Origin of the sequence: Parablautia sp. Marseille-Q6255, assembly GCF_951230155.1 — a bacterium.
GTDB lineage: Bacteria > Bacillota > Clostridia > Lachnospirales > Lachnospiraceae > Choladousia.
Window position 1 is genome coordinate 83,235 of the sequence record NZ_CATNVD010000005.1, and the last position, 14,440, is coordinate 97,674.

12 protein-coding genes and 1 other annotated feature are annotated in these 14,440 nt (G+C 51.3%); of the genes, 10 read left to right on the top strand and 2 right to left on the bottom strand.

Annotated elements, in window-relative coordinates:
• The first annotated feature begins 133 nt into the window (after positions 1 to 133).
• From QOX44_RS04995 to QOX44_RS05040, 10 genes are all read left to right on the top strand, one after another.
• Entirely contained in the window at positions 134 to 703 is a 570-nt protein-coding gene (locus QOX44_RS04995; protein WP_331488322.1) for a GNAT family N-acetyltransferase, read from the top strand.
• 55 nt (positions 704 to 758) lie between these two features.
• Positions 759 to 1,002, top strand: a binding site (T-box leader).
• A gap of 78 nt (positions 1,003 to 1,080) precedes the next feature.
• Entirely contained in the window at positions 1,081 to 2,037 is a 957-nt protein-coding gene (locus QOX44_RS05000; protein ID WP_283681760.1) for a bile acid:sodium symporter family protein, read from the top strand.
• 240 nt (positions 2,038 to 2,277) lie between these two features.
• Positions 2,278 to 3,789 (top strand): sugar ABC transporter ATP-binding protein, encoded by a 1,512-nt coding sequence (locus tag QOX44_RS05005; RefSeq protein WP_283681762.1) that lies wholly within the window; start codon positions 2,278 to 2,280, stop codon positions 3,787 to 3,789.
• Between the two features lie 16 nt (positions 3,790 to 3,805).
• Positions 3,806 to 4,825 carry an ABC transporter permease gene (locus tag QOX44_RS05010; RefSeq protein ID WP_283681764.1) on the top strand — a complete coding sequence of 340 codons (1,020 nt, stop codon included), beginning with the start codon at positions 3,806 to 3,808 and terminating at the stop codon, positions 4,823 to 4,825.
• 57 nt (positions 4,826 to 4,882) lie between these two features.
• Positions 4,883 to 5,911 (top strand): ABC transporter substrate-binding protein, encoded by a 1,029-nt coding sequence (locus tag QOX44_RS05015; RefSeq protein ID WP_283681766.1) that lies wholly within the window; start codon positions 4,883 to 4,885, stop codon positions 5,909 to 5,911.
• A 92-nt stretch (positions 5,912 to 6,003) separates the two neighbouring features.
• A complete protein-coding gene (locus QOX44_RS05020) occupies positions 6,004 to 7,674 on the top strand; it encodes a response regulator (protein WP_283681768.1) in 1,671 nt (556 codons plus the stop codon).
• A gap of 51 nt (positions 7,675 to 7,725) precedes the next feature.
• Positions 7,726 to 8,766 (top strand): sensor histidine kinase, encoded by a 1,041-nt coding sequence (locus QOX44_RS05025; protein ID WP_283681935.1) that lies wholly within the window; start codon positions 7,726 to 7,728, stop codon positions 8,764 to 8,766.
• Positions 8,763 to 10,283, top strand: coding sequence for an ATP-binding cassette domain-containing protein (locus QOX44_RS05030; RefSeq protein WP_283681770.1), 1,521 nt, complete (start codon positions 8,763 to 8,765; stop codon positions 10,281 to 10,283). The genes QOX44_RS05025 and QOX44_RS05030 overlap by 4 nt, the downstream gene beginning before the upstream one ends.
• Before the next feature lie 53 nt (positions 10,284 to 10,336).
• A complete protein-coding gene (locus tag QOX44_RS05035; protein WP_283681772.1) occupies positions 10,337 to 11,311 on the top strand; it encodes a putative ABC transporter permease in 975 nt (324 codons plus the stop codon).
• A gap of 107 nt (positions 11,312 to 11,418) precedes the next feature.
• Positions 11,419 to 12,693 (top strand): chloride channel protein, encoded by a 1,275-nt coding sequence (locus QOX44_RS05040; RefSeq protein WP_283681775.1) that lies wholly within the window; start codon positions 11,419 to 11,421, stop codon positions 12,691 to 12,693.
• Positions 12,694 to 12,720: 27 nt separating this feature from the next.
• On the opposite strand, the gene folK is transcribed toward QOX44_RS05040, so the two are convergent.
• Together folK and folP are read right to left on the bottom strand one after the other, a co-directional pair.
• Positions 12,721 to 13,536: a 2-amino-4-hydroxy-6-hydroxymethyldihydropteridine diphosphokinase gene (folK, locus tag QOX44_RS05045; RefSeq protein WP_283681777.1), complete on the bottom strand. Its 816-nt coding sequence runs from the start codon at positions 13,534 to 13,536 to the stop codon at positions 12,721 to 12,723.
• A gap of 68 nt (positions 13,537 to 13,604) precedes the next feature.
• Positions 13,605 to 14,411: a dihydropteroate synthase gene (folP, locus tag QOX44_RS05050; protein WP_283681778.1), complete on the bottom strand. Its 807-nt coding sequence runs from the start codon at positions 14,409 to 14,411 to the stop codon at positions 13,605 to 13,607.
• Between the last annotated feature and the right edge of the window lie 29 nt (positions 14,412 to 14,440).

The following is a 14,440-nucleotide window of genomic DNA, read 5'->3' on the forward strand; positions in this document are numbered from 1 at the left end:
ATCTCCTTGTATGATTGTGAAAGTATGAGACCCGTATCCATCAATCGGGAACGGATGTCTGCGTGTATTATACAGGAAAAAATATACAGCTGTAAAGATAGAAAGGCGCTGCGGGCGCCTGTGGAGGAAACGTATGGATATTGAGATAGAAAGATTATCATCACAGTATAGGATCAGACGGCTGGGCGAAGAAGATGTAGACCAGATTTTTTCTTTGTGCAGCGGGAATGAGCAGTTTTACCGTTTTCATCCTCCGTTTGTCACGAAGGAGAGCATTTTAGAGGATCAGAGGGCGCTGCCGCCCGGGAAGGATCAGACGGATAAATACTATCTTGGATTTTTTGAAGGGGATGCTCTTGCCGCAGTGCTGGATCTGATCCTGGACTATCCAGAAGAACAAACCGCGTATATCGGATTTTTCATGGTAGATGCAAAGCTCCAGGGCAGAGGCTATGGCAGCGCGATGGTGGAGGAGTGCATACAGTATGTTTCGCAGCTTGGATACAGAAAGCTGCGTCTGGCTATTGACCGCGGCAACCCGCAAAGCGAAGCCTTCTGGACCAAAAACGGATTCAAAAAGACGGGAGAAGAGAAGGCGCATGGCTGCTTGGCTTATGTGCCGATGGAGCGGCTGCTTGAAAAGGAGGCAGCTTTGGCAGATCCGGATGAAATCTGCAAAAATTCCGTCCGCAAAAATTCTTAAAAAATCTTCTTGACAAAGCTTTGCTGCGGTGCTAGAGTAAAGGACAAATAACAAAGACATAGCGCTGACGGGGAAAAGTAGCAGGAATATGAAGTGTCAGAGAGTTGCTGGATGGTGCGAAGCAGCCGGAGTATCCTGTAAAGATCACCTCTGAGCTTTCAGGCTGAACGAGCTGCTCTGGTAAGTCTGAACGACTGATAATCGTTATCTTATCCCATATTTTATGATATGTGAGCGAGTGGTCGGCTTTGCCGGCAATAAGAGTGGTACCGCAGAGGAACAGAACCTTTGTCTCTTGATCGAGACAGAGGTTTTTTTGTTGCCCGGGAGACGGCGTTTCGTGTCTGGTTAACATTTTTGCAAAGGAGAGAAGAGAAATGAAAGTATTAGAGAAAATCAGTGACTTTTTTGGAAAGTACATGGCGTTCATCGTTCTGGTGATCGCAGCCCTGGCCTTATTTGTACCGTCCTCCTGTCTGTGGGTACAGACCTCCTGGGTGAATTATCTGCTCATGGTTGTGATGTTTGGCATGGGTCTGACACTGAAGCTGGAGGACTTTAAGCTGGTGTTTACCCGACCGAAGGATATTATCATCGGCTGCCTGGCACAGTTTACGGTAATGCCGCTTCTGGCATGGCTGCTGGGCACTGTATTTCAGCTTGATCCGGCGCTTCTGGCAGGCGTGATCCTGGTGGGAACCTGTCCGGGAGGGACCTCCAGCAATGTTATCACATACCTTTCCAAGGGAGACGTGGCTCTGTCTGTCGGCATGACAAGCGTGAATACGCTTCTGGCTCCATTTTTGACGCCGGCGATCACCTATCTTTTGCTGCGAACGACAGTTACGGTAGATCCGGTGAGCATGTTTTTGTCGATCATCAAGGTAGTGATCGTGCCGATCGCGCTTGGCTTTATTATCAATAAGCTTTTTGGAAAATTTACACAGAAGCTGGTGAGTGTTCTCCCGTCTGTTTCTGTAGTGGCGATCTGCCTGATCGTTGCGGCTGTCGTGTCCCACAATTCCGAAAAGATCATGACGACAGGCGCTATTGTATTTGTTGTCGTGATCCTGCACAATCTTCTGGGATATGCCTGCGGCTTCGGCATCGGAAGGCTGCTGCATTTAAGCGTGCCAAAGACAAAGGCAATCTCGATCGAGATCGGTATGCAGAATTCCGGACTGGCTACCTCCCTGGCAGGCACGGCATTCCCGGAGCTGGCTATGGCGACTGTCCCGGGCGCAGTCTTTTCTGTATGGCATAATATTTCCGGTGCAGTGCTGGCAAATATCTACAGCAGATGGACGGAAAAAAAGGCTGACGCAAAGCGGTAAGGTTGCGAAGATGGGACCCGCCGGTATATCAGCAGGGTTAAATATAAGAAGGATTACGGATAAAAAGAGCTGCCGCGGCAGCTCTTTTTATGATTTGCATAAAAAATCCCCGATAAAACAAAAAATCTCCCCTCTTTTGCACAAAAAAGATCTGGGCTATAATAAAGACAGATCAGAAATGTTTGTGAAAATTGTATAAGCGGAGTATTCCCCGGCTATACAGGAAAGGGAGGAAGGCATATGAATGAAGTCATTGTCTCCATGAAGGACATCACCAAAAGCTTTCCCGGCGTAAAGGCGCTGGATCATGTACAATTTGAGCTGCGTTCCGGTGAAGTCATGGCGCTTCTGGGAGAGAACGGCGCAGGAAAATCTACGCTGATGAAGATTTTGAGCGGCGTCTATACCAGAGATGAGGGGACCGTGGAGATCTTTGGAAAGCAATACGATAATCTGACGCCGAAGCAGGCGCAGGAGGTCGGAGTGGCGATCATCCATCAGGAGCTGAATATGTGCCGCCACCTGTCTGTAACGGAAAATATGTTTCTGGGCAGAGAGGTAAAGGGCAGAGTTTCTCTGAACAATTCGGCAATGCAAAAAGAGGCAAAACGGATCCTCGATGACCTGAACATGGATATTGATCCGAATCAGATGGTAGGTGAGCTTCCGGTTTCCAAGCAGCAGATGGTGGAGATTGCAAAAGCGCTCTCGATCAATGCGAGGGTACTGATCATGGATGAGCCGACCTCGGCGCTTACGGCAAAGGAGATCGAGGATCTGTTCCGGATCATCCGCAAGCTCAAAGCAGACGGCTGCGGAATCGTGTATATTTCTCATCGTCTGGAGGAGCTGGCGCATATCGTAGATCGCGTGACGATCATGCGTGACGGTCAGTATATTACGAGCGGCAGCTTTGCAGAGATGACGATGGATACTATTATCACAAATATGGTAGGACGTGAGATCAAGGAAAAATTTCCGAGGGTGGCATGTCCGAAGGGCAGGAAGGTCTTTGAGGTCAGAAACTTAAATGCCGGGCGCATGGTGCGCAATATCAATTTCTCTGTGTATGAGGGCGAGATCGTAGGTATTGCAGGTCTGATGGGAGCCGGAAGAACGGAGACGACGCGGGCGATCTTCGGAGTAGATCCGAAGGAAAGCGGCGAGATCTATGTGGATGGGAAGCCGGTCAGGATCACCTGTCCGATGGACGCGATCAAAAACGGCGTTGTCCTGGCGCCGGAGGACCGCAAGAAGGACGGGCTTTGCACAAAACTGAGTATCCGACAGAATCTGGCGCTGCCGAACCTGGATCTTGTGTGCAATCAATTTGGCGTGATCAACAGCAAAAAGGAGGAGGCACTGTGTGAAAAGGCAGTAAAGGATCTCCTGATAAAAACGCCGAATGTGGAGATTGATTCGGGTAATCTTTCCGGTGGAAATCAGCAGAAGGTCGTTGTGGGCAAGTGGCTTGCGAGAAATTCCAGAGTCGTCATTTTTGATGAGCCTACGAGGGGGATTGACGTAGGGGCCAAGGTAGAGATCTATAATCTGATGAACGAGCTGAAAAAGCAGGGCATTGCCGTCCTGTTTGTATCATCAGAGATGCCGGAGGTCATGGGGATCGCAGACCGTATCCTGGTCATGTGCGACGGACGGATCACAGGAGAGGTTCTGGCGCAGGAGACGACACAGAATGAGATCCTGAAATATGCGACTGCATTTGAAAATAAAAATATCCAGAAGAGTTGATGGGAGGAAAAGAGAAATGAATAATAAGCAGCAAAGCCCATTGAAAAAGCTTTTAGGAATCAGGGGGATGGGAGCGGCACTTACTGCGTTTGTGGGGCTGATCATTATTTATATAGCGTTTGGCGTGATCAATCCGGCAGTATTTTCCGGGCAGAATATCCTGAACCTGCTCCGCTCCATGTCAAAATATCTGCTGATCGGTATCGCGCAGAGCTACGTGCTTATCACAGGAAATATCGACCTTTCCATCGGTTCTGTGGCTGGTATGAGCGCTATGATCACAGCAACGCTCATGGTAGGCGGGATGCATCCGGTACCGGCAATCCTGATCACTTTGCTGTGCTGTCTGGTGATCGGCGTGATCAACGGCTATCTGGTAGGAAAGTTTAAGCTTCCGCCGTTTATTGCCACTCTGGGTACGATGTTTGTGGCAAGAGGAATTGCCTATATGGTAAACGGAAACCGCAATACAGATGCGATCGCGACGGGTGTCGGAAAAGAGACGGGAGATGCTTTCCAGAACTTCTTTTACTATGGAAAAACCTTTGGCGTTTACAATACTTTCTGGATCGCTTTGATCGTATTTGTGATCTTCTTCTTCCTGCTCTCTAAAACAAGGACGGGACGTCATATCTATGCGATCGGTTCGAATGTAGAGGCGGCAAAGCTCTCCGGTGTCAACGTGGTAGCGACCACGATCAAGACGTATCTGGTCAGCGCAGGCTGCGCGTGTCTGGTGGGCTGGATCCTCTGTGCACAGGCCGGCATGGGAAATATGGAAGCAGGAAATATGTATGAGATGTACGGTGTTGCCGCAGGCGTGATCGGCGGAGTATCTCCTCTTGGAGGAACTGGTATCCTGCTTGGTACCTTTGCAGGTGCGGCAGTATGGCAGACACTGGAGAATGGTCTGAATATGATCGGCGCGCAGGTTGGTATCCAGAGAGTAGTGATCGGCGTCATCGTAGTGGCAGCGGTACTGCTGGATGTGGTTGTTCGAAACGGTCAGTTCGGCAAGCGCAAAAAGAAGAACTAAGCCGTAGCAATTACGGATGGTTACATAAAACTATATAATTTTAAGGAGGACTTTGAAATGAAAAGAAAAATGTTAGCAGCAGCGTGTGCATTGTCTATGGTTGCATCTATGGCAGCTACCGCAGGTGCGGAAGAAGTAAAGGCAACAGGAGATGAAAAAATCGCTCTGATCACAATGGATTCGATCGACCAGCACTGGATCACTCTGAACGAGGGCGCACAGGCAGCGGCAGAGGAGCTTGGAGTTACGGTGGATTTCATGTCCCCGAATACAAAGGATGACGCGCAGCAGATCGAGTGCGTCAACAACGCAGTAGCAGGCGGATACAATGCGATTATGGTTGCGGCAAACGGACCGGATGCGATCTCTTCTGCACTGCAGGAGGCAGCTGATGCAGGCATCAAGATCGTGTACGTAGATTCCCCGGCAAATGTTGAGGCAGAGGCGACCTTCTCTACAGACAACAAGGCAGCAGGCACAAAAGCCGGCGAAGAGATGATCAAGGCTCTTGAGGCAAAGGGCATCACATCGGGCAAGATCGGTATCATTAATGTAAATGCGGCTACAGACTCTACGGTAAAGCGTGAGGAAGGCTTCCGTGCAGCATTTGATGGAACAGAGTTTGAGATCATGGAGACACAGTACGGGGAAGGCGATGCTGCAAAATCACAGAGCATTGCTGAGAACTACATTACACAGGGCGTAGTCGGTATCTTCGGATGCAACGAGGGATCCACGACAGGTGCAGGAAATGCGATCAAGGCTTCTGGAAATGCAGATATCATCGGTGCAGGCTTTGATAAATCAGATGCGATCCAGAATCTGATCCTTGACGGATATCTTTACTGCACAATGGCTCAGAACCCGGACGTAATGGGATCTGAAGGCGTAAAGGCAGCAGTGAGAGCGATCGGCGGCGAGGAGCTTGGCGGCGAAGTGACAGACACAGGCGTATCTGTACTTACAAAGGAAGCACTTGAGGCTCCGGCAGAAGAAGCAGAAACAGAAGCTCCGGCAGAGGAAGCAGAGACAGAAGCTCCGGCAGAAGAAGCAGAGACAGAAGCACTGGAGACAGAGGCTGAATAACTGCTAAAAGAAGTATGTGATAACCATTTTGAACTGTGAGAGGCTGCGGACCAGCAGCCGGGGGAAGACCGCCGGGAGAACCGGCGGTTTTCTTGAAGTTTGCGAGAAATTGTGGTAAAAATATAGAAGAGGAAATACAGGGATTGACAGTAGATGGAGAAGAGACGATGAGTATACAGAAGGTTGTGATCGCAGATGATGAGGAGAGGATCTGCCGGCTGATCGAGGCGCTGATCGACTGGGAGACGCTGGGGCTTGAAATAGCGGCCGTGGCGCACAACGGCGTAGAGGCATGTGAGATCGTGGAGCAGGTGAAACCGGATATTCTGATCACGGATATCCGTATGCCCGGATGCAGCGGGCTGGAGCTCGTAGAGCAGGTCAAGCGCAGTCAGCCGGAGATTGAGATCATCATTATCAGTGGATACGCACATTTTGAATATGCGCAGCAGGCGATCAAGTTCGGCGTGGGAGATTATCTTCTGAAACCGATCAGCAAAGCAGAGCTGAATTCTACGCTGCAAAAGCTGTCCGGGAGGATATCCAGAAGAAAGGAATCGGAGCAGGACCGCAAGGAGCTTTTAAGAAGGGCGCAGCAGGATGATGAGCAGCTGCGACAAAGCCTGATCTTTGACCTTCAGGATAAGGAGGGACTGAGTCTGTCAGGAGAGATCCTGCAGGAGCGCTACCATCTGAGGGTGCAGGAGGGGCTGTTTCAGGTATTTTTGCTGCATATGGATTCTGGAACGCAGACGATGAGTGAAGCATCTGCACAGATCATGATGGAAAAGGCCAGGGGCTTTCTGGAGCGCGGACTGCGTGATAAGTGTCTGGAATTTGTGCTGGCAGTGCGCGGTTATCAGGCGGTCGGTGTGATGAATTACCGCAGACAGGATCAGAAGGAGATACGAAGAGCATTAAAAAACTGTCTTGGTACGCTGGAGACGCAGAAAAACCTGTTTCAGCCCGTGGCCTTTTCTGCATCGCTGGGCGGTGAAAAAACACGGTGCGAAGACATCAGAGAGTCTTTTCGGGAGGCAGAAGAGCTGATCTGGGAACGCCTGGTGAGAGGGACCGGGAGGCTTCTGGAGCGCCAGGGGACAAGGAAGCTGCCATTTTGGAAAAATCTCCTGGACACGTATCTGAGTGATGTGACTGCAGCAGCAGAGGTGCTGGACCCGGCTCCCGCAGAGGAGGGCGCAAAAAAGCTTCTGATGGCTGTGCGCAGTGTACCGGATGTGAGGGGCAGCGAGATCATCAATCTGGTCTATGCGGCTGCGGATCTTTTTGCTGCGCGGGTACAGCTTTCGGACCGCAGCGCCGCCCTGGAGCAGTTTCACGCGCAGTGCGAACGGCGCAGCAGTATAGAAGAAGTATTTGACGCATTTGCCGCGTTTCAAAGAGAGCATCTGCGGACGTTGATCGACCGGCACGAAAATGAGACAGTGCGCCCGGTGAGAAAGGCAAAGCAATATATCCAGGATCATTTCAGCGAGCAGATCACGCTGGAGGAGGTCAGCGACGCAGTGGGACTTAGTCCTGCGTATTTTAGTACACTGTTTAAAAAGACGCAGGGGGAGGGCTTTGCCCGATATCTGATCCGTGTGCGCATGGAGCAGGCAAAGCTGCTGCTGCGTGAATCGAACCTTCCCACATCAGAGGTGTGCCGCAAGGTGGGCTATAATGATCTGAAGCATTTTACACATACGTTTGAAAAGGCAGCCGGTGTGAAGCCTTCCACGTACCGAAAGCTGTATGGGTAAGGCAGGCGGCTGCAAAGAAATGCAGATCATAAAGGAGAGGTTTTGGTGAAGATCAGACAGAGATTAAAATATATTTCTAACCGGGCGCTGCTTCTGCTGTTTGCAGCGTGGGCAGTGTTTGTGCTGACCGCGCTTTTACAGTCTGTCCTCGCGCTTTTTGGGAAGGCCCCTGTGTGGCCGGCAGTCATAATGACAGTGCTTGCGCTTCTTTTTCTGCCGGCGCTGTGGTTTGGGGTTGTTGTCCCGTATCTCAGATCAGAAAAGATGATCCGCCATTTTATCGAAGGATATATTTTCTCAGAAAGTGAGGAGATGGAGCAGGCAGTCCTCACGCCGTCTTTGCAGCTCCAGATGCAGTCTGTGGCGCAGATCCTGCGGTCACCGCAGAGGATCGATCTGAATAAGCGTCAGGCGCAGTATCTGGCGCTTCAGAATCAGATCAATCCTCATTTTCTGTACAATACACTGGAGAGCATCCGCGGCGAGGCATTGATCGCAGGGCTTGACAGTGTGGCAGATATGACAGAAGCACTGGCAAAGTTTTTTCGCTATACGATCACAAAGGTAGAAAATCTGGTATCTGTGGAGGAAGAGCTGGATAACTGTGAAACGTATTTTGGGATCCAGAAATACCGTTTCGGTGACCGACTGAATCTGCATATAGAGTATGAGCCAGAGGATTTCGATACGATCATGAACTGCAGGATCCCAAAGCTTACGCTGCAGCCTGTGCTGGAGAACAGTATTATCCATGGCACGGAGCTGAAGCTGGGTGCGGGAAATCTCTATATTCATTTTGAATGTACGCAGGATCGGCTGCTGATCAGGATCTGTGATGACGGGGTAGGGATGGATGAAGAGACGCTTGCCCGCCTGAATCATAAGCTTGGGAAGAGTCCGGATGCGTTTGCCTCCGAGGATGCAGGCGGAGGTATCGCACTGGAAAATGTCAATAACCGGATCCATCTGCTGTTTGGCGATGAATACGGCATGCATGTATATTCGGTACAGGGAAGCGGAACAGATGTGGAGATCACGCTTCCTGTCACATCCAGCGACCGTCAGGTCAGAAATCGGAGCGTACTGTCATGAAGCAGGAGATTTTTCGCATGGAGCGTGTGACTTATATAGAAAATGGAGTGGTAATGCTGCAGGATTTTCATCTGCAGATCTGTCAGGGGGAGATCATGGGCATGGTCCCGCTCAACAATCACGGCCTGTCCTCTTTTTTGAAGCTTTTGCGCAGCAATCTTTCTCTGCATGACGGATATGTATATTACTGCGGGGAAAAAGTGAATTCCTGGATGGGGCCGTGCAGGCCGTACAACCGGATCAGCGTCATTCAGGCAAAGAGCTCGCTGGTCGAACGGATGACTGTGACAGACAATATTTTTGTGCTGCGCCAGGGGTTCCACCAGGAGATCATCCGTTCCAGACTGCTCCGGCAGCAGATGCAGCCCTTTATGGAGGATATCGGAATGGATATTCCAGGCAGCCGCTATGTGGAGGAGCTGACAGTCTTTGAACGCGTTGTTGTAGAGCTTTTGCGGGCAGTCATCCTCGGAAACCGGCTGATCGTCTTAAGCGAGATCGGCGCTCTGATCAGCTATGAGGAGCTTGGAAAGCTTCATGAGATCATCCGCCATTATGCCGGGCAGGGCTTTACCTTCTTGTATATCTGCTCTCACCTGGAGGAAATAGCCAGAATCTGTGACAGGGTGGCGCGGCTGTCAAACGGCAGGATACAAAAGATCACGGGAAAAGACGAGATGGAAGCAGAGATTATGCGGATTTGTCCGGATGAGTACTGGATGATGGTACGCTGCCACCGGGAAAAGAGCCGGGTTGAAAAGCACAGAGAGCCGGTTCTGGTCTGGCAGGAGCCTGCAGTGCAGGAAAACAGCGGCTGTTCTTTTGAGGTATATCAGGGCGAATGCCTCGTGGTGCAGGCGGCAGAAAATGGACAGTTTGGACATATTACAGATATTTTGACCGGCAGATGTCCGATGGGAGATACACAGATAAAGATGGGGGAGCGCCGCATACGCTGCGTGCCCGCGGATTGCCGCGTGGCTGTTGTCTCAGAGCTGGCTGCGAGAACGATGATTTTCCCGGAGCTGTCTTATATGGAAAATCTGTGCATGTGTCTGGCAAGGAGAATGCCGTTTCTCTGGGCAGGCAGAAAAATACGAAGGAATATCAGAAAAGAATATGCCGGATATCTTGGTGAAGAGGTGTTTGACCTTCCCGTGGAGGAGCTGAGTGAAAAGCAGAAATATCAGATGATCTATACGAGAGTCCTTTTGCAAAAGCCCCGGGTAGTATTTTGTATTCATCCCTTTCAGGGCGCCGATGTGGCGCACCGGATGTTTGTGTGGAGTATGCTGGAAATGCTTTTGGATCAGGGGATCGCGGTGGTGATCGTTTCAGTCAGCCTGTCCGACTCACTTGCGCTTGCAGACCGCCTTCTCATTCTGGAGAAGGGCGGAACGCAGACGCAGATTCCCCGGGAGAGGTTCGATACAATCTCAGCAAAGGTTCCGTGGACGCATTTGTATGGCAGTCCGGAATATACTGGATCGGTGGAAATTCCGGAAAAAATCTGTTAGAATATCTGACGAAGATACAAATGACTGCAGAAGGAGAAAACGGAGGTAGGAATATGTATGAGATACTGCTGAATTTTTTTATATACGGTTTTTTCGGATGGTGCACAGAGGTAGCCTTTGCAGCGGTAAAAGAGAGAAAATTTGTGAACAGAGGATTTTTGAACGGTCCGATCTGTCCGATCTACGGGATTGGCGTCACCGTCGTTGTGAGCCTTCTGATGCCGTATAAGGATCAGATACTTGTACTGTACCTCTGGTCTGTGCTGCTTGTGACCGTGCTGGAAGGCGTGACAGGGTATCTGCTGGAAAAGCTGTTTCATCACAGATGGTGGGATTATACGGGGATGCCGCTGAATATCGGCGGGCATGTCTGCCTGCTTTTTTCTGTGATCTGGGGTGTGGCGTGCGTGGCGATCGTACACTGGGTGCATCCGTTTGTCCGGTGGATGGTCTCCTTTGTCCCGGTCTGGCTTGGCTGGACGATACTTGCGGTTTTTGGCTTTGTGCTGGTGTCTGATCTGTATGTGACGGTGACAGGGATCCTCAAATTCAACCGCAGACTGGCGCATATGGAGGCGATCGCGCAGGAGCTTCACCGGATCTCCGATCAGCTCGGAGAAAATATCTACAAAAATACCATGGAGGGTGTGGAGCTTCAGGACCGTGTGAAGACGCGGGCAGAGGTGATCCGTCAGAAAGCGGAGGATGCAACAGAGGAAATGCGTCAGAGGACAGAGCGCGCAACAGAGGAAATGCGTCAGAGGACGGAGCGCGCGGTAGAAGAGGTGCGCCAGAGGAGAGAGCGTACGGTGGAAGAAGCCAGACAGAGGGTGGAGCAGTATACGGATACGCTGGGTGAAAAGTATCAGGAGCTGCGGGCACGCTATCAGGAGCTGGCAGAGAATCTCCCTCCTGTGAGCAGACGACTGCTGGACGCGTTTCCGACTATGAAGCCGCGCCGGTATGAGAAGCAGTTTGACAGGCTGAAGGAGCACCGGAGGCAGCGCAGAGAACGCAAAAGGAAATAGGCCGGCACAGGGGGCGGCAAAAGCGGAAATATAAAGCAGGAGATACAGGCGACAGGCCGGAGAACACGCGGAAAGAGTATGAGATGAGGAAAAAGAGGGATGAGAGTATGAAAAAGGACTGGCAGGGAGAAGGCGATGGAACAGAGGTAGAGCGGATCAGCGAGGAGGTCCGGCAGCTGGGGATGTGGATCCTGCTGGGCATAGTGACTGGCTGTGTCGTCGGCGTTTCGAGCAGCGTATTTTCCTGGGCGCTGACGGCAGTGACCGGATTTCGGGGAGCACATGCGAACATATGCCTGCTGCTGCCTGTTTTCGGCGTATGTATTGTATTTTTATACCGGAAATTCGGACAAAATGACGGAGGGACGAATCAGGTGCTGGCGACGATCCGCTCTGCGGATGATGTGCTGTTTCGCAGCGCACCGCTGATTTTTATTTCTACCTCACTGACGCATCTGGGCGGCGGTTCGGCGGGAAGAGAGGGAGCGGCGCTTCAGCTTGGAGGAAGTATTGCGAATCAGATCGGCAAATGGATCCACCTGGATGAGGCTGACCGGCATATGATCGTCATGTGCGGTATGAGCGCGGCGTTTGCGGCGCTGTTTGGCACTCCTATGGCTGCCGCTATTTTCTCTCTGGAGGTGACGAGCGTCGGCGTCATGTATTATGCAGCGCTGATGCCGAGTGTGATCGCTTCTTTGATTGCTGCGCAGATCGCGGCAGCGCTCGGTGTCCATGCAGAGGCGTTTCATATCATGAGCATCCCGGAATTTACGGTAGAGGCGGGGATGAAGATGGTCGTGGTGGCGATCGGATGTGCCGTGATAAGCATGGTTTTTTGCATGGTGCTTAAGTATGTCGGGAAGCTTTATGCGCGGTATCTTGCCAATCCTTATCAGAGAGTGGTGGCAGCGTCGGTACTGATCGTCGGGATCACGCTGCTTTTGGGAACACAGGAGTATATGGGTGCCGGGACCGGTCTGATCCAGCGGGCGGTAGAGCATGGAGAGGTGAGATATTTTGATTTTCTGTGGAAGATCCTCTTGACGGCGATCACGATGAAAGCCGGGTTTAAGGGCGGAGAGATCGTGCCTGCATTCTGTGTGGGAGCCACATTTGGCTGTCTGATGGGACAGGCGGTGGGACTTTCCCCCTCGCTTTGTGCCGCTGTGGGGATGATCTCGGTATTCTGCGGGGCAACAAACTGCCCGATCACTTCTATTTTAATTGCATTTGAGCTGTTTGGATTTCAGGGAGAGTCGTTTTTCCTGATCGCTGTGGCGGTGAGCTATGCGTTTTCCGGACATTACAGCCTGTATAAGGAGCAGAGGATCGTCTACTCCAAATACAAGGCTAAATATGTCAATGATCATACGAAATAAAAAGACAGAGCTGACGGTGTCCGGCCTTTACTGACGGAGTGCATCGAGCAGCTCTGTCATTGTTTTGTGTAAAAGCGGGTGTCTGCGGTACGGCGCGATCTCGCACAGCGGGATCAGCACAAAGTCACGCTTGTGCAGCTCGATGTGCGGGATATGCGGATCCTCTGTATCGAGTACGAGATCATCATACAAAAGGATATCAAGATCCAGCGTCCGGGGACCCCAGTGGATCAGACGTTCGCGTCCGGCCTCCTGCTCGATGGCATGGAGTGTATCGAGCAGCTCTTCCGGTGAGAGGAGCGTGCGCAGCTCAAGCGCGCTGTTGAGAAAATCATCCTGTTCCACTCCTCCGTACGGCTTGGTAACGAGATAATCTGCAACGCGGCCTACCTGACAGTATCTGTTGACCCGCAGCATTTCTACGGCAGTGTCGAGGTATGCTTTTTTATCTCCCATATTGGAGCCGAGCGCGATATAAGCCGTGTGCCAGCCGCGGTGGACGCTTACGCTGACCGTATCCAGCGGAAGCCCTATGGGCGCCCAGGGCTTTTTTATCTCAAGATCGATCTGCTCAACCAGTGGGAAGGACAGAAGGATCTCCTGTGCCAGCTGATGGACGACGCTTTCGATGAGCTTAAAGGTATGGGCTTTTACGAATGTTTCGATAAAATGGCTGACCTCTCCGTAATGTGTGGAATACTCCAGCTCGTCGGTCCATCCGGCTTTGCGGATATCCGTATACAGGACGGCTGAGATGATAAATTTCTGTCCGAGTACATTTTCTTCCGGGAAGACTCCATGATTTGCAAAGACTTCCAGATTTTGTATTGTAATTTTATCCATAATTCACCTGCTGTAAGAAAGAAATATCTGACTGTGCCGCCTCTGTGAGGCGGCTGTTTTGTATGGTATTATTTTGCGAGAATGGCTTCTGTCATTTGGATGACGCGGCGGTTTTCCTTTACATCATGGACGCGCACGAAGGAACATCCCTTCATCACGCCGATGACGGTTGTGGCAAGCGTCCCCTCCAGCCGCTGATCGGAGGGCAGGTCCAGCGTCAGACCGATCATGGACTTGCGCGAGGTGCCAAGCAAAACCGGATAGCCCAGACTGCGAAGCTGATCAACGTGGTGCGTGATCGAAAGGTTCATCTCCAGCGTCTTTCCGAAGCCGACTCCGGGATCCAGGATGATCTTATCGTCCGGGACGCCGGCTTCTTTTGCGCTGCGCACACATTTTTTGAGATCGGAAAGCACGTCTGTTAAAAAATCATCATATACGGCTTCCTTCCGGTTGTGCATCAGGCAGCATGCGGCATTGTATTTTGCGGTAAGCTGTGCCACCCGCCCGTCGTGCAAAAAGCCCCAGATATCATTGACGAGGTCTGCGCCTGCCTGCAGAGCAGCCTCTGTGACAGCGCCCTTGTAGGTATCCACTGAGACAGGGATATCGAAGCGTGCCTTGACAGCCTCGATGACCGGACTTACACGGGCGATCTCCTCCTCATCGGTGATCACCTGATGACCGGGGCGTGTGGATTCACCGCCAATGTCAATGATATCTGCGCCGTCTGCGATCATCTCCTGCGCATGGCGCAGAGCGGCATCCAGAGTATTGAACCGGCCTCCGTCTGAAAAGGAATCCGGGGTTACGTTTAAGATGCCCATGATATAGCATTTATGTTCTGTGTCAAAGGTTCTGTTTCCAATGATCATATCAGATGCCTCCATTTCTGCTGATAAAC

What these genes read in the sequence shown, in the direction of transcription:
- QOX44_RS04995 (WP_331488322.1), top strand. Translation starts at nt 134, where the DNA reads ATGGATATTGAGATAGAAAGATTATCATCACAGTATAGGATCAGACGG.
- QOX44_RS05000 (WP_283681760.1), top strand. Translation starts at nt 1,081, where the DNA reads ATGAAAGTATTAGAGAAAATCAGTGACTTTTTTGGAAAGTACATGGCG.
- QOX44_RS05005 (WP_283681762.1), top strand. Translation starts at nt 2,278, where the DNA reads ATGAATGAAGTCATTGTCTCCATGAAGGACATCACCAAAAGCTTTCCC.
- QOX44_RS05010 (WP_283681764.1), top strand. Translation starts at nt 3,806, where the DNA reads ATGAATAATAAGCAGCAAAGCCCATTGAAAAAGCTTTTAGGAATCAGG.
- QOX44_RS05015 (WP_283681766.1), top strand. Translation starts at nt 4,883, where the DNA reads ATGAAAAGAAAAATGTTAGCAGCAGCGTGTGCATTGTCTATGGTTGCA.
- QOX44_RS05030 (WP_283681770.1), top strand. Translation starts at nt 8,763, where the DNA reads ATGAAGCAGGAGATTTTTCGCATGGAGCGTGTGACTTATATAGAAAAT.
- QOX44_RS05035 (WP_283681772.1), top strand. Translation starts at nt 10,337, where the DNA reads ATGTATGAGATACTGCTGAATTTTTTTATATACGGTTTTTTCGGATGG.
- QOX44_RS05040 (WP_283681775.1), top strand. Translation starts at nt 11,419, where the DNA reads ATGAAAAAGGACTGGCAGGGAGAAGGCGATGGAACAGAGGTAGAGCGG.
- folK (WP_283681777.1), bottom strand. Translation starts at nt 13,536, where the DNA reads ATGGATAAAATTACAATACAAAATCTGGAAGTCTTTGCAAATCATGGA.
- folP (WP_283681778.1), bottom strand. Translation starts at nt 14,411, where the DNA reads ATGATCATTGGAAACAGAACCTTTGACACAGAACATAAATGCTATATC.